At 26.9% G+C, this 24,628-nt stretch carries 22 protein-coding genes and 1 pseudogene; 22 read left to right on the top strand and 1 reads right to left on the bottom strand.

Annotation, left to right across the window (positions count from 1 at the left end):
* Window positions 1-100 precede the first annotated feature (100 nt).
* The 21 genes and pseudogenes from HCG76_RS12415 to wecB all read left to right on the top strand — a co-directional run bounded on the left by HCG76_RS12415 (window position 101) and on the right by wecB (window position 22,597).
* A complete protein-coding gene (locus HCG76_RS12415; protein ID WP_221700664.1) occupies window positions 101-646 on the top strand; it encodes a DUF2800 domain-containing protein in 546 nt (181 codons plus the stop codon).
* A 365-nt stretch (window positions 647-1,011) separates the two neighbouring features.
* Window positions 1,012-3,381, top strand: coding sequence for a PAS domain-containing sensor histidine kinase (locus HCG76_RS12420; RefSeq protein ID WP_221700663.1), 2,370 nt, complete (start codon window positions 1,012-1,014; stop codon window positions 3,379-3,381).
* A gap of 267 nt (window positions 3,382-3,648) precedes the next feature.
* On the top strand, window positions 3,649-4,383 hold the full coding sequence (locus tag HCG76_RS12425) for a hypothetical protein (RefSeq protein ID WP_221700662.1): 735 nt from the start codon (window positions 3,649-3,651) through the stop codon (window positions 4,381-4,383).
* A gap of 329 nt (window positions 4,384-4,712) precedes the next feature.
* Window positions 4,713-6,599, top strand: a complete 1,887-nt coding sequence (locus tag HCG76_RS12430; RefSeq protein ID WP_221700661.1) for a beta-glucoside-specific PTS transporter subunit IIABC — start codon at window positions 4,713-4,715, stop codon at window positions 6,597-6,599.
* A 130-nt stretch (window positions 6,600-6,729) separates the two neighbouring features.
* On the top strand, window positions 6,730-8,142 hold the full coding sequence (locus tag HCG76_RS12435; RefSeq protein ID WP_221700660.1) for a glycoside hydrolase family 1 protein: 1,413 nt from the start codon (window positions 6,730-6,732) through the stop codon (window positions 8,140-8,142).
* A 172-nt stretch (window positions 8,143-8,314) separates the two neighbouring features.
* Entirely contained in the window at window positions 8,315-9,142 is an 828-nt protein-coding gene (gene licT, locus HCG76_RS12440) for a BglG family transcription antiterminator LicT (RefSeq protein ID WP_221700659.1), read from the top strand.
* 468 nt (window positions 9,143-9,610) lie between these two features.
* Window positions 9,611-11,205: pseudogene (locus HCG76_RS12445) on the top strand (alpha-glucoside-specific PTS transporter subunit IIBC).
* 176 nt (window positions 11,206-11,381) lie between these two features.
* The gene (locus tag HCG76_RS12450; protein ID WP_221700658.1) at window positions 11,382-12,710 is read left to right on the top strand and encodes a 6-phospho-alpha-glucosidase; all 1,329 of its coding nucleotides are present in this window, start codon (window positions 11,382-11,384) and stop codon (window positions 12,708-12,710) included.
* A gap of 183 nt (window positions 12,711-12,893) precedes the next feature.
* Window positions 12,894-13,643: a MurR/RpiR family transcriptional regulator gene (locus tag HCG76_RS12455; RefSeq protein WP_221700657.1), complete on the top strand. Its 750-nt coding sequence runs from the start codon at window positions 12,894-12,896 to the stop codon at window positions 13,641-13,643.
* Window positions 13,644-14,001: 358 nt separating this feature from the next.
* Window positions 14,002-14,553 (top strand): DUF2800 domain-containing protein, encoded by a 552-nt coding sequence (locus tag HCG76_RS12460; RefSeq protein WP_221700656.1) that lies wholly within the window; start codon window positions 14,002-14,004, stop codon window positions 14,551-14,553.
* Between the two features lie 160 nt (window positions 14,554-14,713).
* Window positions 14,714-15,445, top strand: coding sequence for a ligand-binding sensor domain-containing protein (locus HCG76_RS12465; RefSeq protein WP_221700655.1), 732 nt, complete (start codon window positions 14,714-14,716; stop codon window positions 15,443-15,445).
* Complete coding sequence (locus HCG76_RS12470) at window positions 15,411-16,163, top strand: sensor histidine kinase (RefSeq protein ID WP_221700654.1); 753 nt, start codon at window positions 15,411-15,413, stop codon at window positions 16,161-16,163. The genes HCG76_RS12465 and HCG76_RS12470 overlap by 35 nt, the downstream gene beginning before the upstream one ends.
* A 59-nt stretch (window positions 16,164-16,222) precedes the next feature.
* Window positions 16,223-16,762, top strand: coding sequence for a hypothetical protein (locus HCG76_RS12475; RefSeq protein ID WP_221700653.1), 540 nt, complete (start codon window positions 16,223-16,225; stop codon window positions 16,760-16,762).
* Between the two features lie 310 nt (window positions 16,763-17,072).
* On the top strand, window positions 17,073-17,261 hold the full coding sequence (locus HCG76_RS19555) for an LPXTG cell wall anchor domain-containing protein (protein ID WP_221700668.1): 189 nt from the start codon (window positions 17,073-17,075) through the stop codon (window positions 17,259-17,261).
* Window positions 17,262-17,511: 250 nt separating this feature from the next.
* The gene (gene galU, locus HCG76_RS12485; RefSeq protein ID WP_221700652.1) at window positions 17,512-18,384 is read left to right on the top strand and encodes a UTP--glucose-1-phosphate uridylyltransferase GalU; all 873 of its coding nucleotides are present in this window, start codon (window positions 17,512-17,514) and stop codon (window positions 18,382-18,384) included.
* A gap of 215 nt (window positions 18,385-18,599) precedes the next feature.
* Window positions 18,600-19,040 (top strand): VanZ family protein, encoded by a 441-nt coding sequence (locus HCG76_RS12490; RefSeq protein WP_221700651.1) that lies wholly within the window; start codon window positions 18,600-18,602, stop codon window positions 19,038-19,040.
* Window positions 19,041-19,109: 69 nt separating this feature from the next.
* Entirely contained in the window at window positions 19,110-19,553 is a 444-nt protein-coding gene (locus HCG76_RS12495; RefSeq protein WP_221700650.1) for a hypothetical protein, read from the top strand.
* 79 nt (window positions 19,554-19,632) lie between these two features.
* Complete coding sequence (locus tag HCG76_RS12500) at window positions 19,633-19,857, top strand: hypothetical protein (RefSeq protein ID WP_221700649.1); 225 nt, start codon at window positions 19,633-19,635, stop codon at window positions 19,855-19,857.
* Window positions 19,858-20,066: 209 nt separating this feature from the next.
* On the top strand, window positions 20,067-20,492 hold the full coding sequence (locus HCG76_RS12505; RefSeq protein WP_221700648.1) for a TM2 domain-containing protein: 426 nt from the start codon (window positions 20,067-20,069) through the stop codon (window positions 20,490-20,492).
* A 135-nt stretch (window positions 20,493-20,627) separates the two neighbouring features.
* Window positions 20,628-21,350, top strand: a complete 723-nt coding sequence (locus HCG76_RS12510) for a hypothetical protein (protein ID WP_221700647.1) — start codon at window positions 20,628-20,630, stop codon at window positions 21,348-21,350.
* Window positions 21,351-21,472: 122 nt separating this feature from the next.
* On the top strand, window positions 21,473-22,597 hold the full coding sequence (gene wecB / locus HCG76_RS12515) for a non-hydrolyzing UDP-N-acetylglucosamine 2-epimerase (RefSeq protein WP_221700646.1): 1,125 nt from the start codon (window positions 21,473-21,475) through the stop codon (window positions 22,595-22,597).
* A gap of 59 nt (window positions 22,598-22,656) precedes the next feature.
* On the opposite strand, the gene HCG76_RS12520 is transcribed toward wecB, so the two are convergent.
* Complete coding sequence (locus tag HCG76_RS12520; protein WP_221700645.1) at window positions 22,657-23,547, bottom strand: hemolysin family protein; 891 nt, start codon at window positions 23,545-23,547, stop codon at window positions 22,657-22,659.
* Between the two features lie 270 nt (window positions 23,548-23,817).
* Here HCG76_RS12520 and HCG76_RS12525 point away from each other — a divergent pair, with 270 nt between their 5' ends.
* A complete protein-coding gene (locus HCG76_RS12525; RefSeq protein ID WP_221700644.1) occupies window positions 23,818-24,588 on the top strand; it encodes a hypothetical protein in 771 nt (256 codons plus the stop codon).
* The last annotated feature ends 40 nt before the right edge of the window (window positions 24,589-24,628 follow it).

Here is a 24,628-nt window from a genome sequence, read left to right on the forward strand (position 1 = left end):
GGGTATTATTTAGTATCGCAAACCTATTGTATTTCCTTGGGCTGAGAAGAGCAATGTTCATATAACTTAACAGATCGTTTAAAAGTAATGGGGGGTATTTATGAATAATAAGAATATATCAATAGAGTTAAATGAGAAGTATATTAAGGATCTAACTATACTTAAATTAAAAAGAAATTATGGATTTATTGAAAGAGAAGAATTTAGAAATGAACTAATTAATTTAGGAATAAATAATGGTATTTCAGATTATGCAGAGATGTTAACATTTATAGCTTTTAATGTAATAGTAGACAGAATAGAAGAAATGCAAGGTGATGATAAGGTAAAATTATTATTTAATGAAATTGTAGAGGTTCCCTATGAAGAAGATTTTGTATCAAAGTCTTGTGATGTAGTTTTGTTAGGAAAAGATGTTATAGAGGTAATTACAATAGTACCAGCAGAAAGTAATGCTATAAGGCTATATGAGGATATGGAAATTAAGCTTTTAGGAATAGGAGTTTTAGATAAATATTTATCTAGAATGGAATGCAATAAAATAAGACTTATAACAATTCAACCTAATTTAGATTTATGTTCTATATATGAAACATCTGTAGAGAGTCTATTGCACGAATATGATTTTTCTCTTATATGGGAATAGTAAACCACTGGTGGTTTTTAAATTTTATAAATTTTCAAGTGGCAAGCTTTATGTGAAAAGCATAAAGACTGTCGCTGTTTTTTTATTATATAGATAAGACTGTAAATAGGTTATTCAAAGGGCAAAGCTATGAATAAAATCATAGTTATTCTAAAAATACTTATGAGTATAATGAAGGAAATAATAACGAATATAATATGATAATATTAATGTCATATTAATATAAAATATTCAACTTGAATTTGAATGTAAATTGATGTAAAGTATTGATTATGTTGTAAAAATGTATGGAAATATAAAACAAGTATTTATTTTATAATATAAATTTAAATTAAAATATAGCTTGAAAATAGAGAGTTGAGAGAATGTTTAGATTATATGAAAAAGAGGAAGAAAATTTAAAAAAGAAAAAGAAAATAAGACTTTTATTAGTAAGTAACTTTATTTTTGCAGTAGGATTACTTATAGTTATAAGTTTTAGAGAAAATATAATTACTAATACTATTAACAATATTATTAATATAAGTAGATTTAGAGATTTATTGATTATTTGTAGTTGTTTGAGCTTTATAGCGTACTTGGGATGTGTAATTTATTATATGAGTACAAAAAAACAAATATATTTTATATTATCCTTACTTTACTTAAATTTATTTGTAAGTATGATTCTTAATCAATTATACCATAAAGATAGTGTTGATATATTTAATACAATATTTAGAATGATTATATTAATAATGGTTGTAAAAAATAAAAATTTAATAAAAAATAAAGCATTATTAATAGTTAACGTGAGTGGGATTACTTTAATTAATTTTATACTAGATTACATATTATTAAATTATTTACCTATTTATAAATATATATATATAGTGCCATTAATTTTATTTATAATAAGTATTTGCTATTTTATATGCACCATATTATTAGCGATTAAAACTTTAAAGGAAGTTGATATAATATATTCTTATGTTATAGGAAGCATATATTTATTAATAGTAAGAGGTTTTTATAGAATATTTCAAATATTTGATACAGGTAAGCTTAATAGTGAATACTCCAATAATATATTTATTTTATTAACTATGATTTCTTTTACATATATAGTTGTTGGAGCTTTTATACAGATTGTGGTTAATAGTAATGAAAGTGATTATTTAGAACAAGAGTTAACTGTTTTCTTTCATATAGCAGAATTTAACTGTAATGATAATATTATATTATTTGATGACTGTGGGAATATGTGTTATGCAAATAAGATATTAAGAGAATTATTATGCAAATCTAATGATATAATAAATCAATATAAGGAATTAATAGAAATAATAAAAGAAAATAAGTATAGATTTGAAGATTTATATGAAGAATTAAAACATGAAGATTATATCAGGAAAAGCAAGGTCATAGATGATTTAGGAATAGTTATTGATTTACATATTCAAAAGGTTGTAACTAGAACTAATAAGGAATATTATATGATTAAATTTAATGATATAACTCAAGAGTATAATAAAAATAAGAGTATAAGAGAAAGTGAAAAAGTATTAACTTATATTTTAAATAGTATGACAGATATTATAGTGGCAATTGATGATTATGGTAATATTATTTATATGAATAAGGTTGCTATTGATATAATTGGCGAATTAGATTTTAATAGTAAGAAGATTAATTATTATGATTTAATAAATGATTCTCATAATAGGAATCTTGTTTTAAATACTATAAATGAAAAGGTAACATATACTATAACAGGTGCTAATGGAGAAGTTAAATTAGAGTCATTTGTTAGTAAAGTAAATAATTTAAAGCTTGGAAAAGTAGGTAAGATGATTATTTCTAGAGATTTAGGGCGAAAGGAAAACTATGATAATTTACTTTTAGAATATGATAATTTTAAAGAATATGAAAAACGTAAAAGCAACTTTTTCATAAATTTATCGCATGAATTTAAAACTCCTATTAATGTTATTTTTTCTGCTATGCAATTATTAGAAGTAGCTGATTTAAATAATGAGAGAGAGCTAGTTAATGCTTATAATAAATATAAAAAAAGTATAAAGTTAAATTGTTTAAGAATGTCTAGGATAGTTACCAATATGATTGATATATTAAGATTTGAATCAGAAGATATGGAAATGCAGTTTTCAAATGTTAATATTGTACAGCTCATAGAGGAAGTTGTTTTATATATTGCTAAATACTCTATAAATAAAAATATTAATATAATTTTTGATACTGAGTTTGAGGAAATGATAATAAGGTGTGATACTAGCAAGATTGTTAGAGTAATTACTAACTTATTATCTAATGCTATTAAGTTTAGCAAGGAAAACAGTGATGTTTATGTAAATGTTAAAAGGGAAGAAGTTTTAGTTGAATGTGGGGAAAATTTATTTGAGAAAAAGGACAGTTTAATTATTGAAATAAGGGATACTGGAATAGGAATAAGCAGTGATATGTGTGAAGCTATTTTTAAACCATTTTCTCAAATTGACACATCTTTAAATAGGAGAAATGAAGGATGTGGAATGGGGTTAAGTATTTCTAAGAAATTAGTAGAATTACATGGTGGTAATATTTTAATAGAAAGTGATATTGGACAAGGTAGTAAGTTTAGTATTGTTATGCCAATAAGTAATTTAACTGTTTTTAATGATGAGAGTGTGGAACAGTATAGTATTGATTTTAAGGAAATAGATACTGAAATATCGGATATTTATGAATTGTATTAGGATGATTTCCTCCGGTGCTAATCCAAAAATTGACTTGTATTTAATGATATGCTAAGATAGCCATGTAGTTAGCATTTAGACATGTTACTGGTAAAGCAGGCAAGATCTAATAAAATGACACATTTATTTGTGTTACTTTTATTGGGTCTTTTTTTTATGCAAATACTAGGGAAATATGTAAATAGCTAATTTTACTTCCTGTGGAATTAATCCGTTTATTGGATTAATTCTGCAGGTAATATTAATTAGGTAGGGGTGGATTTTATTATGAAAAAGCATAATGAAGTAGAAATTAATGAAGTTAATAAACTAAAAGTAGGTGTAGTAATACTTGATTTTGTAGTATCAGTATTTCAACCGTTAGTTCCAGTAGTAGCAGGGGCAGGGATGTTAAAGTCTGTACTTTTATTATTAAATATGATTGGAGTATTAGATAAATCACATAGTATGTATATATTATTTAGTACTATAGCTGATGTAGGATTTTATTTCTTGCCAATATTCATAGCTAGTACAACAGCTGAAAAGTTAAAGTGTAATAAGCTTATGTCAATTGCAGTAGTTGGAGTTTTAATTTTACCTGCTATGAATAGTTTAATGGCAGATGGAATCACCATATTTGCAGCAGCAGTACGTTCAAAGGATGAACAAAGTAATTCTACAGCAATATCAGCTGGGATTTCTGCATTGTTTGGAATAACTGAACCAGCTATTTTTGGTTTAGCATTTCAAAATAAAAAAGTACTAATGAGTGTTATGTCTGGAAGTATTATTGGTGCTATATTTATTGGAGTAGTTGGGATTAGAGGATATGCAGTAGTTCTGCCTGGACTTGCAAGTATTTCTATGTTTATTTCTGATGAGTTACCTAGAAATATTTTATATGCTATAAGTGGCGCAGTTATAGCATTTGGTTCATCTTTTATTATTACATTATTACTTTGGAAAAAAGAAAAAACAGAGTCAAAGATATATACAGAAAAAGTAGAAATGGCAGTATAATAAAAAAATAATATTAACTATTGCGTAATTTAAATAAGTATGATATATTAACAGTAACAAACGTGGTAAACAATTACATACAGCTTTGAGTTTTTATTAAGGCATGTTACTGATAATGCAGGCAAGACCAAGATAGAAATGATTTATTTTTCGTAGATTGAATTCTATAGAAATAGTCATTTTATTTTGGTCTTTTTTTGTATTCTAAAATATATCGAAAGATATTAAAGAGAGATTTTAAGAAATTAAAATCATCAAAAGAAAACGTTTTTTAAAAATTGATTACTTTTAAGTAATTTTCATTAAGAGTAAAAATGGAGGGATAAGAAATGGATTATAAAAAAGTTGGACTAGGTGTTCTTCAATTAGTAGGAGGAGCATCTAACGTAAGCAAATTAACACATTGTGCTACTAGATTAAGATTTGAATTAAAGGATATGTCTAATGTACAGGTTAATAAAATTGAAAAATTAGCAGGTGTAATATCTGTAGTAAATAAGGGTGGACAATTCCAAGTAGTTATAGGTAATGAGGTTCAAACTGCTTATAGAGCAATATTAAATAAATTAGGAAATAAGCCATCAAGTAATAAAGATTCTAACAAGAAGAAGGAAAAGCAAGGATTAGTTTCAGAATTTATCAGTGTTATTTCAACTACATTTACACCAATGATTCCAGCAATCACTGGAGCTGGGATGATAAAAGCCTTACTTGCAATATTAACACTTACAGGTGTTTTAACTAGTGATAGTAATACTTATGTTTTATTAGATACAATATCAGATGCAGCATTTTACTTTATGCCAATATTATTAGCATATGGAGCTGCAATTAAGTTTGAATGTAATCCAATTTTAGCTATTACTATAGCAGGAGTTTTATTACATCCTAACTTAGGTAGTCTTTTAGCATCAGGAGAATCCATAAACTTTATAGGAGTGCCTGTTAGATTAACTGATTATGCAGGATCTGTATTACCAATAATTATTACAGTATGGGCAATGTCTTATATTGAACGTTTTGCAGAAAAGGTATCACCATCAATTATAAAGTTCTTTACAAAACCATTATTAATATTACTTTTAACAGCACCTTTGGCGTTAATAGTAATAGGACCTTTTGGAACTTACTTAAATGATTTAGTTGCTGCAGGAGCAGAATTTATAAATGGAAAAGCAAGCTGGTTAATTCCTTTCTTAATGGGAGCGCTTCAACCATTCCTAGTAGTAACAGGTACAGCTTGGGCAATGACACCAATTGCTACTATGCAATTATCTAATTTAGGATCAGAATCAGTTAACGGACCTGGTATGTTAGCATCTAACATAGCTCAAGGTGGAGCAACATTAGCAGTTGCAATGAAAACTAAGAATAAATCATTAAAACAATTAGCAGCATCTTCAGGGTTCACAGCAGTTTTAGGTATTACTGAGCCATCTCTATATGGTGTAACATTAAAGCTTAAAAAGCCTTTAATTGCAGCAATGATAGGTGGAGGAATAGCAGGTATATATGCAGGTGCAGTAGGACTTGTAAGATATGCATTTGTATCACCAGGATTAGCAGCATTACCAGCATTTATAGGTGAAAATCCAATGAATATAGTTCATGCTATAGTAACTTGTTTAATAGCATTTGGAGTAACATTTGTATTAACTTGGATTATAGGATTTGATGACCCTGTTGAAGAAGAGGAAGAAGTAAGTGAAGAAGAAACAGTAGCTTCAGTAAAAGAAGAAGTTGCAGTAGATAATTTTTCTGAATTAGTTATTAAGAGTCCATTAAAGGGAAAAGTAATACCTTTATCAGAAGTAAATGACGATGTTTTCTCAGCTGAAATTTTAGGAAAAGGTGTAGCAATAATACCAGAAGAAGGTGTAGTTGTTTCACCAGTAGAGGGAACTGTAGAGGTTGTATTAGAATCTAAACATGCAGTTGCATTAAAGAGTAAAGAAGGCGTGGATATTTTAATACATGTTGGAATTGACACTGTAAATTTAGCAGGTAAACATTATAATAGTTTTGTAAATGCTGGACAACAAGTTAAAGTTGGAGACAAATTATTAGAGTTTGAAAAAGATGAAATAATAAAAGCTGGATATGAAGTAGTAACACCAGTATTAATTTGTAACTCAAATGAATTTAAAGATGTTGAAAAGTTAAAAACTAATAAGTCAACTAAGTTCAGTGAAGATATATTAAGAGTAATTAAATAATTAAAATAAATTAGAGAATTAAATGAGGGTACATCGAAATAGAGTATAAAATAATAATATATTAGTTATTATTTTAGAAATATTTTGGTGTAGCCCTAATCTATTATGATTTTAAATTAGGAGGTAACATATGATTTATAAGAATATAAAGGATTTTCCAAAGGACTTTTTATGGGGAGCATCAACATCAGCTTATCAAGTTGAGGGAGCATGGAATGAGGATGGAAAGGGGTTATCTGTAATAGATATGCTTAATCATCCTAAGGATACTTCTGATTTTAAGGTAGCAAGTGATCATTATCATAGATATAAGGAAGATGTAAAGTTATTTGCAGAGCTTGGATTAAAGGCATATAGATTTTCTATAGCTTGGACAAGGGTTATTCCAAATGGAGTCGGGGAAGTTAATGAAAAGGGATTAGAGTTTTATAGTAACTTAATTGATGAACTTAATAAATATAATATAGAACCTATTGTAACTATGTATCATTTTGATTTACCTTATGAGCTAGAAAAACAAGGTGGATGGAATAATAGAACTACTATAGATGCATTTGTAGAGTATTCAAAGGTATTATTTAAAAACTTTGGACATAAGGTAAGATATTGGCTTACTATAAATGAACAAAATACTATGATATTACATCCAGGAGCTATAGGTATACCTAAGGGTGGAAAGTTACCAAGTAAAAAGGAGTTATATCAACAAAATCATAATATGTTATTAGCACAAGCTAAAGTTATGAAATTATGTCATGAAATGTGTCCAAATAGCAAGATAGGACCAGCTTTAAATATTACAACTATGTATGGTGAAACTTGCAATCCTAATGATGTTATTGCGGCTCATAACTGGGAAACTTTAAGAGGATGGAGCTTCTTAGATTTAGCTGTTTATGGCAGATATAATGGGCTTTTCTGGAGTTATTTAGAAGATAGAGAGTTAGCTCCTACAATATTAGAGGGTGATATGGATATTATGAAATCTGGAAATCCTGATTTTATTGCAATGAATTATTACTCTACAGCTACTATTGCAGAAAGTAAGGGTGATGCATCTGATGTATCTCCAAGAGCTGGTGATCAACAAATAATGTTAGGTGAACCAGGGGTATATAGAGCTGCTGAAAATCCATACGTTGATAAATCTAAATATGGATGGGTAGTAGATCCTGTAGGTTTAAGAATGACATTAAGAAAGGTTTCTGAAAAATATAATCTTCCTATATTAATTACTGAAAATGGGTACGGAGATAAGGATATATTAGAAGAAAATGATGTAATTAATGATGATGATAGAATAGACTTTATAAGAAAACATTTAGAGCAATTACAATTAGCAATATCTGATGGAGTTGAAATGATAGGATATTGTCCATGGTCAGCTATTGATGTTGTAAGTACTCATCAAGGTTATGGCAAAAGATATGGATTTATTTATGTAAATAGAGATGAGTTTGACTTAAAGGATTTAAGAAGAATAAAGAAAAAAAGTTTCCATTGGTATAAAGGAATAATTGAAAGTAATGGGAAAAATCTTTAATATATTAATATAAGTATTATATTGGTAGTAATAGAAAGTTAGTATAAGAAGTTAATTTAGATAAGTAACAAGTTTGGATAAGTAGTATATTATGAGCTATAAGTTATAGGATTAGATTTATTTAGAATGAAGACTCAACAATTATTTATTACTCGAGATAAGGATGAATAGTATGGAAATAATAAAAGTTATGAATAATAGCCTTGTTTTTGTAAAGGACAATAATGATAATGAAATAATAGTTATGGGTAAGGGTATTGGGTTTATGAAGAAGGTTGGAGAAAGCATAGATTCAACGAAAATAGAAAAAGTATTTACATTAAAAGATGATGATGCTAAAAAGAAGTATTTTAGATCAATGGAAGATATCAGTAGTGAATATGTTGATATCACAAATGATATAGTAAGGTATGCAACTGATAAATTAAAATGTAAATTAAATGATAATGTATTTATTTCACTTATTGATCATATAGCCTTTGCAATAGAAAGATATAATAATAATGTGAGCTTACAAAATAGACTATTATGGGAAGTTAAAAAGTTTTATCCAGAGGAATTTAAGGTAGGTCTTTATGCAGTTGATAAAATAAATGATGTTTTGAATATTAGTCTGCCGGAAGAGGAAGCAGGAAATATAGCCTTTCATATTGTAAATGCTCAAAGTGAAAATGCTGAAATGGAAAATACAATTTTTATGGTTAAGATGATGAAGGATATCCTTAATATTATTAAATATGATTTAAAGATTACTTTAGATAAGGATTCGTTAAGTTATTCAAGATTTATAACTCATTTACAGTTTTTCTTGCAAAGAGTAATAGAAGGAAAGTTAAGTGATAGTAAAAATGGTTTTATTTTAGAGCAAATACAAACTCAATATCCTGATAAGGTTAATTGTGCTAGAAATATTAAGAGTTATGTAGAAAAGATTTTAGATATAGAAGTTAGTGATGATGAAGTTCTGTATTTATCTATGCATATAATCAGAGTTTCATAGCAGTTCAAATGACAAATTTGTTTGCAGAGGCAAGCTTATGTGAAATCACATAGGACTTGTCTCTGTTTTTTGCAATAAAAAAGACTACAGTGGGGGAACTGCAGTCGCTATATAGGGGGAACGAGGTTTAAGTTAATATCTCTATATTTATAGCTTGACCATATTTGAAATTTTTATACAGTAATTTTAAAAAACTTTTTGAATTTTTGTAAAAACTTTATATTCTAAGTATTCAGATCAAGTAATACAAAGAGCAGTTACTAAGTTTAGTATATAAAATAGAAGAAATCAGTAAGTTAAAGAGTTTTCAGAGTAAAGTCATATGTGAAATATCATATTTTATGTGAAAAGTAACAAAGTACAATACTAATCACTAAACCTTTACAATTTATTGATAACGTTTAGAGTATTTGCTACTATGTTTACAGACGAAATAAATTATAAATTTATATATATGGGGGTATTTACATGTTACAAAAAATTCAGAGACTAGGTGGAGCTATGTTCACACCAGTTTTATTATTTGCCTTTTCAGGAATAATGGTTGGACTTGCAATTTTATTTAAAATCCTGAAATAATGGGAGATTTAGCATAACAATGAAGCACTTGGTATAAGATGTGGACACTTGTTGAAGAAGGTGCATGGACAGTATTTAGACAATTACCTTTATTATTTGTTATCGGATTGCCAATAGGTCTTGCAAAGAAACAACAAGCAAGAGCATGTATGGAAGCTTTAGTAATTTATTTAACATTTAACTATTTCATAAATGCATTATTAACATTATGGGGACCAACATTTGGTGTTGATATAAATGCTGCTGTTGGTGGAGTTAGTGGATTAACTACAATAGCAGGAATAAAGACACTAGATACAGGAATGATAGGAGCAATAATAATTTCTGGAATAGTTGTTTGGTTACATGATAGATACTTTGATGTAGAATTGCCAGAAATCCTAGGTGTATTTAGAGGTTCATCTTTTGTAGTAATGATTGGATTCTTGGTAATGATTCCAGTTGCAATATTAACAGCATTTGTATGGCCGAAGGTTCAAATGATGATAGGGGCATTACAAGATTTCTTAATGTCATCAGGTGGATTTGGAGTATGGATCTATGGATTCTTAGAAAGAGCACTTATTCCAACAGGGTTACATCACTTTATTTATGCACCATTTATATATGACAATATTGTAGTTGACGGTGGTATTGCTGCATATTGGGCAACAAATTTAGGTAATTTTGCAGCTTCAAATAAACCACTAATTGAGTTATTCCCTCAAGGTGGATTTTCATTACATGGATTAACAAAGGTATTTGGTTCTATTGGGGTAGCATTAGCTCTTTATTCAACAGCTAAGCCTAAAAAGAAGAAGGTTATTGCAGGATTATTAATTCCAGCAACATTAACAGCTGTATTAGCAGGTATTACGGAACCATTAGATTTTACTTTCTTATTTATAGCTCCACCATTATTTTTAGTACATTCTATTTTAGCAGCAACATTAACTACAGTATCTTATTCTTTTGGAGTTGTAGGTAACTTCTGTAATGGGTTAATAGATTGGGCAGCTTTAAATTGGATTCCTTTATTTAATAATCATTCAGCTACATTTATAACTCAAATAATAATAGGGTTAATTTTTACAGGTATTTGGTTTGTTGTATTTAGATTTTTAATATTAAAGTTTAATTATAAGACTCCAGGTAGAGAAGATGAGGAAGAGGAAGATATTAAATTATATAGTAAAAATGATTATAAAGAAAAGGGAAAAGAAACTATTTCAGCATCGGAAGAAATTTCAAATAAGGATGTTGTAACTAATGCTAGTAAGGCTGAAAAAGTTCTTGAAGCTTTAGGTGGAAAAGATAATATTGTTGATATCACAAATTGTGCTACTAGATTGAGAGTATCTGTAAAGAATGAATCTTTAGTAAAGAGTGATAGTGTATTTAGAAGTTTTGGAGCTCACGGTTTAGTGAAAAATGGTAAAGCAATACAGGTAGTTATTGGGCTATCAGTGCCTAAATTTAGAGCTGAAGTTGAGTCCTTATTATAGGCTTGTGAAGATTCACAAGAAAAGGTATATGTAACAAAGTAGTGTACTATTCACTAAAGTGCTTACTTATATTGAATAGTGCAACCTTAAAAAGTAATATTAGGGCAGACACAATTTAATTTATGTATAAGAGTAATAAAAAAATAATAATTATATATTAGATGGGGGATATTAAGATGAAGAAATTTTCAATTACAGTAGCAGGTGGAGGAAGTACATTTACTCCAGCAATAGTTCTAATGCTTTTAGACAATTTAGACAGATTTCCAATTAGAAAGATTAAATTTTATGATAATGATGCAGAAAGACAAGACGTTATAGCTAAAGCTTGTGAAATTATCTTAAGAGAAAAGGCTCCAGAAATTGAGTTTTTAGCAACAACAGATCCAGAAACTGCATTTACTGATATAGATTTTGTAATGGCTCATATAAGAGTTGGTAAATATGCAATGAGAGAATTAGATGAAAAAATTCCACTAAAGTATGGAGTAGTAGGACAAGAAACTTGTGGTCCTGGTGGAATGGCTTATGGAATGAGATCAATTGGTGGAATATTAGAATTAGTTGAGTACATGGAAAAATATTCACCAAATGCTTGGATGTTAAATTACTCAAATCCAGCAGCAATAGTAGCGGAAGCAATGAGAGCTTTAAAGCCAGAATCAAGAATATTAAATATTTGTGATATGCCTATTTCAATTGAAAGTCATATGGCTCAAATAGCAGGATTAGAATCTAGAAAAGATTTAACTGTTAGATATTATGGATTAAATCACTTTGGATGGTGGTCAAGCATTAAGGATAAAGAAGGAAATGACTTAATGCCAAAGATTAAAGAACATGTGGCTAAGTATGGTTATGATGTTAAGGTTGAAGATGAACATCAACATACAGATGAAAGCTGGAATGAAACTTTCAGAAAAGCTAGAGATATTTTTGCGGTAGATCCAACACATTTACCAAATACTTATTTAAAATATTACTTATTCTCAGATTATGTTGTAGAACATTCAAATCCAAATCATACTAGAGCTAATGAGGTTATGGAAAGCAGAGAAAAGTTTGTATTTGGAGAATGTAAAAAAGTTGCTGAAAGAGGAACTTCAGAAGGTTGTGAATTATATATTGATGAACACGCTTCATATATAGTTGATTTAGCTAGAGCAATTGCCTACAATACTGGAGAAAGAATGTTATTAATAGTTGAAAATAATGGAACTATTGAAAACTTTGATAAGACTGCTATGGTTGAGGTTCCATGTATAGTTGGAACTAATGGACCAGAACCAATAGTAATGGGAAGTATTCCAAGATTCCAAAAGGGGTTAATGGAACAACAAGTTGCTGTTGAAAAGTTAGTAGTTGAAGCATGGATTGAAGGGTCATATCAAAAGTTATGGCAAGCTATAACTTTATCTAAAACTGTACCAAGTGCAACAGTTGCTAAAAAGATTTTAGATGATTTAATTGAAGCTAATAAGGGGTATTGGCCTGAGCTTAAGTAGTATTAATTAGAAATTAAATAAAGTAGTTTAGTTTTATTAGGTTTATTGTTAGATTTAAGGGGATGTTTCTTAATTAAGAAATATCCCCTTTTTATAATTTATATATATGTAGATAAATTTTTAATAACATATCAAAGCAAATAATTTGTGGTATAATTGACTTTAAAAGTGGGAGGGATAGAAATGAGTATAGATGAGTTAGTTAATATACATTATGATAATCTTAATCAAAATGATTTACATATATGGAAATACATACACGCTAATAAAAAGGTATGTTCTTCATTAACAATTGAAGAATTAGCGAGTAAGTGTAATGTATCTAGAACTACTATTTTAAGGTTTGCACAAAAGCTATCTCTTAAGGGATATAGTGAACTTAAGGTATATTTAAGTTGGGATGTTTCTAATGTTAAGGAAAGTGAAGGAATACATATTGATAGTGCATTTGATTCGTATGAAAAAGCTATTTTTGATCTTAGAAAGAAAGATTTCACAGATATCTGTAAATTAATTCATGATTCAAATAGAGTATTTATATATGGGACAGGTCAAATCCAAAAATCTATAGCAGAAGAGCTAAAGAGAATATTTTTAAATGCAGAAAAATACTTTTATATAATAGGTGGACCAAATGAAATGAATATTATATTAAATACTATAAAGTCTGATGATTTAGTAATATTTATTTCTATGAATGGTGAATCTGATGAAGTAACAGGATTTGCAAAAGTTCTAAAAGTAATTAATGTACCAACTATATCTATGACTAGACTGACAGAAAATAAGTTAGCAAGATTATGTAATGAAAATATATATACTACTACAGCAAATATTAATTTGAATAATGGTTATGTATATGGAACAACTACTATTTTCTTTGTTTTAATAGAAATATTATTTTTAAAGTATTGTACTTTATATTTAAGTTAAAATTAAGTTTTTAACTAAATGAAGCAACTAAATTACTATATAGAATTCAGTGGCAAGCTTATGTGAAATGATAAGTTTGTCACTATTTTTTATGCAAAAAAAAGTAATTATAAAAATTTAAATAGTTTTGTAAAAATTTTATGGTGAAGTATATGTATTAATTGTGAGACAAGAAAATAAATGAAATGGAGGAATTCTCTTTAATTTTGTATAAACTTACAAAAATATAAAATTGTAAAGTAATCTTAAGAATTGAAAATATATATTAAGAGTTTTGTAAATTTTATAGTGTAAAATATTACCATGGTGTAGATGGAATTAAGAACTTAAGAAATATTTAAAAGTAATGGAGGTATTTATGAATAATAAGAATATATCAATAGAGTTAAATGAGAAGTATATTAAGGATCTAACTATACTTAAATTAAAAAGAAATTATGGAGTTATTGAAAGAGAAGAATTTAGAAGTGAACTAATTAATTTAGGAATAAATAATGGTATTTCAGATTATGCAGAGATGTTAACATTTATAGCTTTTAATGTAATAGTAGACAGAATAGAAGAAATGCAAGGTGATGATAAGGTAAAATTATTATTTAATGAAATTGTAGAGGTTCCCTATGAAGAAGATTTTGTATCAAAGTCTTGCGATGTAGTTTTATTAGGAAAAGATATTATAGAGGTAATTACAATAGTACCAGGAGAAAGTAATGCTATAAGGTTATATGAGAATGATGAAATTAAGCTTTTAGGCGTAGGAGTTTTAGATAAATATTTATCTAGAATGGAATGTAATAAGATAAGACTTATAACCATTCAGCCTAATTTAGATTTATGCTCTATATATGAAACAACTGTAGGTAGAATATTACATGAATATGATTTTTCCTTATGTTTTTCAAAGCATTAAGGGTTTGAAAAATTAGAGTCAAGCTTTATGCATAAGTATGGAGCTTGGCTCCTTTTATTTTATAAATTTTAAATTTATCTTTTTTATTAATAAAGCTATTATAAATATCAAAAAATGCAAAAATTTGTTATAATGTTTTTAGGGATATTTAGGAGGAATTATGGTGAAGAAGATAATATTAACTACGATATTTATTATAATGGTTACTTTTGTGGATACTGTCTATGCAGAGCAATACCATACATCTAGTGTTAATTTCAAAAGAATAGGAATATCAGATGGTTTATCACAAGGGGCAGTACAAGATATAGTTCAAGATTCAGATGGGTATATGTGGTTTGCCACAGAAGATGGACTAAATAAATATGATGGAGTTAATTTTAAATTTTACAGATATAGTGAAGATCCTAAAATGGGATTATCATCAAACTGGATAGTTGATATAATTGAAGATAAATCAGAACAGATGTGGGTTGCAACAACAGCTGGAGTAAATGTTATAGATACTTCAACTGAAATCATTAATACATATACAGAAAAAGATGGTTTATCCAATAATAGTATTACAGAGATTTTTATTGATTCGAAAAATAGGATTTTAGTTTGTACAGAAGATGGACTAAATCTTTATAATGAGAAAGAAAAGAAGTTTGAGAGAATACTTTATGATAGTAAAAGTGATATACTTACTAGTCAATATATACTAGGAATACAAGAAGATTCTAATGGTGTATATTGGATTGCTACAGATAAGGGATTAAATAGTTATGATATGTCTACAGGAAAAGTGGATAAATACATAGCTGATAAAAATTATACTAGTATTTCAGATAATTATATAAATGATATATTGTTAGATGATAACGATATTTTATGGATATGTACTATATAGAAAAAGTCTTGAAAATGAAATTAATAAAAATAATTACTTTGTTAATTTATCTCATGAATTAAGGACACCATTGAATTTAATTTTATCAACTCAGCAGCTTATAAGTAATTTAAATAAAGAGAAGGATAATATACCTAAGGAAAAGATAAATTATTATATGGAAGTATTAAAGAATAATTCTAAAAGGTTATTAAATCTTATTAATAATATTATTGATACATCTAAGATTGAATCAGGTGAATATAAGATTAATATAGAGGAACATGATATAGTTTATCATATTGAATCTACTGTCCTTGACATGAAGGATTTTATAGAAAGTAAGGGGATAGAATTTATTGTTGATCCTAATGTAGAGGAATTGATTGTTAAGTGTGATATTAATGATATTGAAAAATGTATAATTAATATTATAGGAAATGCAGTTAAGTTTACTGATGAAGGCGGAAAAATTGAAGTTTTAATTGATGATGTTGATGATAATGTTGAAATAAGAATAAAGGACACTGGAATTGGAATAGATGAAAAAGACTTAGAGGGAATTTTTAATAGATTCGGACAAGCTTATAATAAGAAAAGTGAAGAGTTTGGTGGAAGTGGTATTGGATTAACTTTAACTAAACAATTAATTGAATTGCATAATGGAAAGTTATTAGTTGAAAGTGAAGTTGGAGTAGGAAGTACTTTTATAATAATATTACCAAAGTATAATGGGTAGCCTCTGGGGTATACCGAATAAGGTCGAAAAAGAAAAGTAAGGAGGGTAATTATTAATAGATGGATGAAGAAAAAGAAATACCTAAGATTAAGACAAGTATTATAGAAGATTTACCAGATATGGATATAGGTCATATGATGTTGTTTAAAAGTAACTTCATAGAAGAGGAAGGACCTATAATATATATTAAGGAAAGCTATGCTAATATTCATCATATAATTAGTTTATTGCCTAATTTAAAAATTGAAATTAAGGATTTGATTTATAGGGGAGGTTATGCAATTCCTTTAATCTTAATGATAAGATTAAATTTAAGTGACAACCTAATTTATGGACAATGGTTTAATAAGTATAATGAAAAGGATAGAGAACTAATAAAAGATATAGTATTTCAAGATTATTTAAATTTTTGTATTGTTGATGTTGATAAAAGGGTTCGTATTAGATTTAGATATAGAAATATATATATAAAGGGCATTTGGAATCATTTTAAAATTAATGAAAATGATATTAAGTGGTCTCAAGAGATGTTTGAAAGTGAGGTTATGGCATTAAATTCAATAGTAAGTAGTAAGAAAGATATGTTTAATATGAAATAATAAAATAAAAGTTACAGTGATAAGCTTATATTAAAATTTAGGCTTATCACTGTTTTTTGTTAAATTATTTTAATTAGATTAGTTAGCATCTCCACCAAAGCCATCGCCATTACAGAATAATAAGAATAAGATTATTATCCAAAGAAGATTATTATCATCATCTGAATTAGCTAGTAATAAAATTATTAAAATCCAAATATATGAAGAGCTTTCATAGCCGTTAGTTTTTATAAAAAATAATAATTTTAGTATTTAGACAAACAAATTTTAAAAAGTGTTTTCTTATTAACTAAAAAATAACAAATAATTAATAAAATTACAGTTAAATGGTTCAAATAATGGTGGACAATCTTCTAATAATAAGCCAGGTGTAAATTCAAAACCTGATAAGGATAATGGAAAATTACCTTCTACAGGTGGAAGAGCTGCATTACCAATAGTAGTTGCAGGAATTGTTATGGTTGCTGGTGGGATATATATTTCAAGTAAAAGAAAATAGTTTATTATGTACTACCTCAGGGGAAAGAGTATTATTTCCATTGCCCTCTGAGGTAGTTTTTTTTATTTGATTATAGTTTTAAGAAGAAAAATTCAAAAAATAACCAAAAAATAGTTAAGTTAAATGATATATGTTGAAATATATCGGACGTATATGCATTTAAATTAATAAATATAATGATATAATTACTATATTATTTTGAAAAATAATAGCATAGAAATTTTTAGATATTAAGGGGAAAATAGGAGATATGGAAAAGAAGATAAGAAAAGCAATAATCCCAGCAGCAGGGCTTGGGACTAGATTTTTACCGGCAACAAAGGCACAACCAAAGGAAATGCTTCCAATAGTTGATAAGCCAACATTACAATATATAATAGAAGAATGTGTTGCATCTGGTATAGAAGAAATTCTTATAATAACAGGAAGAAATAAAAAAAGTATAGAAGATCACTTTGATAGAAGTGTTGAGCTTGAAATGGAACTTGAAAAAGCAGGAAAGCAAGAAATGCTTGAAATGGTTAGAGAAATATCTGATATGGTTAATATTCACTTTATAAGACAAAAGGAACCAAGAGGATTAGGACATGCTATACTTTGTGCAAAAACTTTCGTTGGAAATGAGCCTTTTGCAGTACTTCTTGGAGATGATGTTGTTTATAATGATAGAAAACCATGTTTAAAACAACTTATAGATTGTTATGGTGAATATAGAACTTCAGTTTTAGGTGTTCAAACAGTAGCTGAACAAGATGTTAATAAGTATGGAATAGTAGGTGGAATTCATATTGAAGATAGAGTTTATAAGGTTAAAAATTTAGTTGAAAAGCCTTCAATAGAAGAATCACCATCTAATGTTGCAATATTAGGTAGATACATAATAACACCAAAAATATTTGAAATATTAGAAAAGACTGCACCAGGTAAGGGAAATGAAATTCAACTTACAGATGCATTACTTAAGCTTATTGAGGAAGAAGCAATGTACGCATATGATTTCCAAGGAAGAAGATATGATGTAGGGGATAAGCTTGGGTTCCTTGAAGCTACAGTTGAATATGCTCTTAGAAAAGAAGAGTTAAGAGATGGATTTATTGAGTATTTAAGAACTATTATAAAATAAAAATAGTTTTAGTTGTGTAATAAAGCTATACAAAAGTATAGCTTTTTTCCTTATGTTTATATAGGAGAGTGATTCAAATTTTTATTATAACTAGAAGGGAATTTTTTGCATTAGCCACTGTAATAATTTTATATATTAATTTAGAGGTATTACTAGAAATTATAGGTATTCAAAGGAAAATGAGTAATGAGCTATTAAAAAAGAAGTTTATGAGAATGATTTTTAATATATATATTATTCTATTAATTGATATAGTTTATTTTCCAATACCTATAGTATGGGGGGAGTATTTAATACATAAAAATCCATCCATTCATATTATTCCATGGCAAAGTACTATTGAAATGTATAAAAAATATGGGATAGGAGAAGTTATTGAAAATATAGGTGGAAACTTAATGTTATTAGTCCCTATGGTTTTCTTTTTATGTTATTATTTGAAAAGGATATGTTTTAATATAAAAAGCACTTTGTTTATAGCGTTAAGTATATCTTTATTTATAGAATGTAGTCAGGTTACTTTATCAATGATAATTCCTAATTATTCAAGAACTTTTGATACTATGGATTTAATTTGTAATACTATTAGTGGATTAATAGGATATGGATTATACCATATTTATAATAAGATAATTGTAGATTCTATAGAAGCTTAAAAATATATAAGTGATATTATATATTAAGTTAAATTATATTAAATATTTTAGTAAAGTGGGAGAAGTTAAATGAAGAATACAAATATAGAAGAATTAATTATTGATTATATTGATAATAATATTACTGAAAATATTAAGGAAGAGTTTTTAAATGCTGCAATTCACTTTGTTGTTAATGAAGAGTTATGTAGTAGAGAAGATATTATGAGAATAAAATATAGATTTAAGAAGATTAAATCTAATGATGTTATGAATTATGTAAAGATAGGTGTGACATATGGGTATATCCTTTATAGAGCAGTTTTATTTGATTTAGTTGCTGAAGAACTTAAATCTAAATGTTGTGAGGTACTTATAAAAATTAGTAGTGAAATAACTAAATTTGTTACTATGGAAAGTGATGAAGAAGAGCTATTTATGAATGTAAGGATAATCATAAGTAATTTATACATTAGTGATAAGTGTAATAACAAAGTATTATCAAAATTTGATGGATGTAAGATTTTATATTAGATATATATTTACTTAATGAATATATTTAAATAGAGTGGACAGACTTATAATAAATTTGTTTATTATGAGAGGTGATTATTTGATTAAATATATTTTAATTGGTATATTTGTACTTATTGTATGCATAGTTATTTTTGCATTATTAAAGGTAGCAAGTGATTTTGATGGTGAAGCTGAAGAGCTTTATAATGAGTTTTATGATGATGATGATGGGTTAGATGAAGACTATGATTATTATGAAAATAGATATAAAGAAATAGTAGAAGGAAATAAATCAATACAGGAAGAAAATGAAGGACTTTAGGGATTTAAGAAAAAATTGTTTTTATGAATTCTTATGAAGTTTAGATAAAGCGTCTAATAGGAGCAAATTCTATTAGACGTTTTTTTATAAAAATTTTAAGTGATTAAGTATAAAATTTCCTTTTAATCATGAAGCTATTATTATATTTCAATATATGGTAAAATTATATAGAATTAAATATAAAACATTTATGAAAGGATGAAATAATTATGAATTGTAGTTATCATTCAGATAGAGAAGTAGTAGCAGCTTGCACTGAGTGTGGAAGATTTATTTGTGAAGAGTGTAAGGTAAATATAAATGGAAAAGCCGTATGTAAAACCTGTATAGAAAATGGAGTATTTGAGGCTAATAAAGGGTATCAATATAAAGAGTCAAAACATAATACAGAAGCACAACATGGTTATAATAATTATGATGTAAATAAATCAACACAAAAGAGCTGGTTAGTAACATTATTATTATGTCTTTTTGTTGGAACTATAGGAGTTCATAGATTTTATGTTGGTAAGATAGGAACTGGAATTTTACAGTTAATAACTTTTGGTGGATTTGGAATATGGACTTTAATAGATTTTATATTAATTGCTTGTAAAAAGTTTACAGATTCAAATGGAGATCTAATTATAGATTAATATATAACATTACAATTAAAATCTTATAAAGTTATAGAAGTATCTTTATATAATTTAAGTTGTTTTAAGGCTAAAGTTATATAACTTATATAGGATATAAAATATATATAAATTAGATAGGAGTTGAAGTAAATTATGAACTGTTCTAAGCACAGTGATAGAGAAGCAGTTGGAATGTGTGTAAGATGTCATCATCTTATATGTGAAGAATGTAAAGTAAAAATAAATAATAAGTATTATTGTAAAGAATGTGTATCAGAAATTTATTCTGATAATGGTACTAATAATTCTGATAATAGAAGCAATATAAACACAGAAAAAGTAAAAGAATATGCTGATAAGGCAGTAAATGCTACAGTTGATGCTACAAATGATGCATTAAATTTAGTAAAAGATTTTTCGGATTCTGAAGAGTTTAAAGATACTATAAATAAGGCAAGAGAACACAAAAAAACAATTAATTATGTTCTTGGAATAATTGCTATAGTATTATTAATACCTAAAGTTGTTGAGAGTTTTAATAGTATGCCATATTTTATTGATGAGCTTGTATTCTCATTTAGATATTATGGATTATTTAGGGGAATATTCTATTTAATAAATATTATTGCAGGAGTAATTGAACCATTAGTAATTATAGCATTAGCAGTATCATTATTTAATAATTTTATGAAGCTAAAAAGAAATATTAGAATGTTAGCTCCAGTAATTATTGTTGCTGTATTTACATTAATTAGATTTGTTAGTGCTAATATAGCATTTAGTTATTTTAATTTCCATGTAATATGGAATATGTTCTCTTATTTTATTCCTGTAATATTAATAGTTATAGGAAGTTACTTAGATAAAGAAGAATAAAAGGTTAGTAGTTTTTCGTTAGTAATTTAAGATGAAACTCCTAATGGAGTTTCTAATAATATAGTAAACACTAATTACTAACTAATAACTGCTATATTAAAAAATATTAGGAGGTAAGGATATTGAGTAAAATAAAGGTTTTAAGTGTATTTGGAACAAGACCTGAAGCAATAAAGATGTGTCCTTTAGTTAAAGTGTTAGAAAAGGATGAAAGAATAGAGTCAATTGTATGTGCTACAGCTCAACATAGAGAAATGCTTGATACAGTCCTTGAAATTTTTGATGTTAAACCACAATATGATTTAAATGTAATGTCTCATGGCCAAACAATAGTTGATGTATCTAATAAAGTTTTAAAGGGAGTAGATGAAGTTATTAAAGCTTGTAATCCTGATATAGTTCTAGTACATGGAGATACTTCAACAACATTAAATGGAGCATTAGCAGCATTCTATAATCAAAAGCCTATAGGTCATGTTGAAGCAGGTCTTAGAACTGGAGATATTTACTCACCATTTCCAGAAGAGGCTAATAGAAAATTAACAGGAGCAATTGCGACTTTACATTTTTCAGCTACAGAAAGTAATAAGGCTAATTTAGAAAAAGAAAATATACATAAAAATATATACATAACAGGTAATACTGTAATTGATGCTTTACTTAGTGTTGTAGATAAAAATCATAAATTTGATGATAAAAGTTTAAATAATATAGATTTTGAAAATAAAAAAATCGTTTTATTAACTGCACATAGAAGAGAAAATTGGGGAGAACCAATGAAAGACATATTTGCAGCAGTTAGGGAGCTTGTTACAAAAAACGAAGATGTAGATGTAATATTCCCAATGCATAAGAATCCTTTAATAAGAGAACTTGCAAATGAAAGTTTTAAGGGAATAGAAGATAAAATACATTTAATTGAACCATTAGAATATGTTGATTTTGCAAATCTTATGGCTAAATGTTATCTTATAATGACAGATTCAGGTGGAATACAAGAAGAAGCACCAGCTCTTGGTAAGCCAGTTATTGTTTTAAGAACAGAAACAGAAAGACCGGAAGCTGTTGAAGCTGGAACTGTAAAGTTAGCGGGAATTAATAAAGAAGATATATTTAATATTGCTGATGAACTTATAAATAATGAAGAAGCTTATAATAAAATGGCTCATGCAGTAAATCCTTATGGAGACGGAAAGGCTTGTTCAAGGATTGTTGAATATATAGTAGAATATTTTAAAGATAAATAGATATAAATAAAAAATACCGTATAACCAATTTAGGATATACGGTATTGTAATTTTTAATATTATAATATTGATATTTGTACTTTATTTATTCTTTTGCCTGTTACAGACAAAATCTTAAACTTTACTGAATCAATAGTAATTTCTTTATTAATATACTTATTAGGTACAGTATTTATATTTTCAATTATTAACCCACCTAAAGTATCTATAGAATCTGATTTAAAATCTAAATTTAAATGCTTATTTAAATTTAAAATGCTAACTAATCCAGTAGCTATATAAGTGTTAGCATCAATTTTTTCGATATAATCAATTTTTTCATCATATTCGTCTTGAATATCGCCAACTACTTCTTCAAGTAAGTCTTCTAAGGTAACTATTCCTGAAAATCCACCATACTCGTCTATAAGTATTGCTATATGGTTTTTAGAATCCTGTAATTCTTTAAGAAGTATGTCTATAGACTTAGTTTCTGGAACTACATATGGTTTTCTAATAATACTTTTAATATTAACATTTTCGATTCCTTTTTTTATTATCTCTGAAAATATATCTTTCATATAAATGACACCAATAATATTATCAATATCATTTTCATAAACAGGAATTCTTGAATAGTTTTCTTGCAATATTAAATTTATATTTTCTTTAACATTAGAATTAGCTTCAATACAAAATGTTTCAGTTCTTGGAGTCATTATTTCACGAGCTAAGATGTCATCAAACTTAATTATACCATCTATCATGGTTCTTTCAGTTTGGTTGATTGCACCTTGTTCTTCACCAAGTTCAACTAAACTTCTGATTTCCTCTCTTGATATTTTTTCCTCACCAGATTTATCTTTTATTCCAAATAATCTTAAAATAGAGTTAGTTGAAATAGAGAGAAACCATACGAAAGGTTTTGTAATTTTGGAAATAAATGACGTACTTCCCGAGCTATCTTCCATTAAAAAAATCCCCCCTAAAGATATGATGAAAATATTATATCATGTACAAAAATTATTAACAAATTAAGGAACAACAGTTAATTTAATGTGAAATGATGATAATTTAACTGATAAATAAATAATCTATATAAACAGATAAATTTATGAAAACATAGAGGAAAATAAGCAAATTTGAAGTGTGATATTAAAAATTTTTATAAATGTAATAATTAATCAATGAGTGGCAATAATTAAAATAAATTAATTTATCTACAAAGGAGATAAACAAATATGAAGAAGTTTTTTAAAATATTTATACTTACTTTTTCCATTTTAAATATGTCAGTTATATATGCTAATTGCGAGACTTTAAGTTTGATAGAAGAAAAATTACAAGAGGTAGGGGTTCCAGAGGAATATAAGGATAATATCATAAATTATATAGATAATTTAAAACTTAGTGATAAAGAGGCTAAGGATATAGTAAATGAAGCAAATGCCATTATTTCAAGTGTTAAGGAAAAAGGAAATTATAGCGATTTTTCATTTTCTGAATTACTTAATATTTATGGAGAAACGTTAAACTTAGCAAAAGAATTAAATATTAATATTGATCTTGATTTATCAAATAAGGAAGTTGTATTAAAGGATAAAGGTAGTAAAGAAACATTAATTAAATGTGATATAAGTGATGCTAAAAAATATTATGAAAATTATAAGGAATCACCGCTTACATCTAATGATTATGAAGAGTTGAAAAACTATATAACTGAAAATAATATTGTGAATAGTGATAATAGCAATAATTCTACTAAATTATATGAAAGTGATAATTATAATGACAGTATTAAAAATCAAGAAGTTGAAAATTTAGATGAAAATAATGAATTAGCTGATAGTAGTTATAATAATAAAGAGAGTAGTAGTGAAAATTTAAATAGTGCTAGTGCAATAAAGGATAAAAATATGAATAGGGTCATGAGTATAGTGTTTTTAATTTTATTTGCATGTGTAGTAGTTTCACTTTTAATAGATTCACTATTTTTTAATAAAGATAACTAATAAAGATAAAAATGAGATGCAACATAAGTGAGCATCTCAT

It is taken from the genome of Clostridium sp. K13 (assembly GCF_019734195.1).
Taxonomy (GTDB): domain Bacteria; phylum Bacillota; class Clostridia; order Clostridiales; family Clostridiaceae; genus Clostridium.

Coding starts and splice junctions, on each gene's coding strand:
- HCG76_RS12415 (WP_221700664.1), top strand. CDS start 101: ATGAATAATAAGAATATATCAATAGAGTTAAATGAGAAGTATATTAAG.
- HCG76_RS12420 (WP_221700663.1), top strand. CDS start 1,012: ATGTTTAGATTATATGAAAAAGAGGAAGAAAATTTAAAAAAGAAAAAG.
- HCG76_RS12425 (WP_221700662.1), top strand. CDS start 3,649: ATGAAAAAGCATAATGAAGTAGAAATTAATGAAGTTAATAAACTAAAA.
- HCG76_RS12430 (WP_221700661.1), top strand. CDS start 4,713: ATGGATTATAAAAAAGTTGGACTAGGTGTTCTTCAATTAGTAGGAGGA.
- HCG76_RS12435 (WP_221700660.1), top strand. CDS start 6,730: ATGATTTATAAGAATATAAAGGATTTTCCAAAGGACTTTTTATGGGGA.
- licT (WP_221700659.1), top strand. CDS start 8,315: ATGGAAATAATAAAAGTTATGAATAATAGCCTTGTTTTTGTAAAGGAC.
- HCG76_RS12450 (WP_221700658.1), top strand. CDS start 11,382: ATGAAGAAATTTTCAATTACAGTAGCAGGTGGAGGAAGTACATTTACT.
- HCG76_RS12455 (WP_221700657.1), top strand. CDS start 12,894: ATGAGTATAGATGAGTTAGTTAATATACATTATGATAATCTTAATCAA.
- HCG76_RS12460 (WP_221700656.1), top strand. CDS start 14,002: ATGAATAATAAGAATATATCAATAGAGTTAAATGAGAAGTATATTAAG.
- HCG76_RS12465 (WP_221700655.1), top strand. CDS start 14,714: ATGGTGAAGAAGATAATATTAACTACGATATTTATTATAATGGTTACT.
- HCG76_RS12470 (WP_221700654.1), top strand. CDS start 15,411: ATGATAACGATATTTTATGGATATGTACTATATAGAAAAAGTCTTGAA.
- HCG76_RS12475 (WP_221700653.1), top strand. CDS start 16,223: ATGGATGAAGAAAAAGAAATACCTAAGATTAAGACAAGTATTATAGAA.
- galU (WP_221700652.1), top strand. CDS start 17,512: ATGGAAAAGAAGATAAGAAAAGCAATAATCCCAGCAGCAGGGCTTGGG.
- HCG76_RS12490 (WP_221700651.1), top strand. CDS start 18,600: ATGATTTTTAATATATATATTATTCTATTAATTGATATAGTTTATTTT.
- HCG76_RS12495 (WP_221700650.1), top strand. CDS start 19,110: ATGAAGAATACAAATATAGAAGAATTAATTATTGATTATATTGATAAT.
- HCG76_RS12505 (WP_221700648.1), top strand. CDS start 20,067: ATGAATTGTAGTTATCATTCAGATAGAGAAGTAGTAGCAGCTTGCACT.
- HCG76_RS12510 (WP_221700647.1), top strand. CDS start 20,628: ATGAACTGTTCTAAGCACAGTGATAGAGAAGCAGTTGGAATGTGTGTA.
- HCG76_RS12520 (WP_221700645.1), bottom strand. CDS start 23,547: ATGGAAGATAGCTCGGGAAGTACGTCATTTATTTCCAAAATTACAAAA.
- HCG76_RS12525 (WP_221700644.1), top strand. CDS start 23,818: ATGAAGAAGTTTTTTAAAATATTTATACTTACTTTTTCCATTTTAAAT.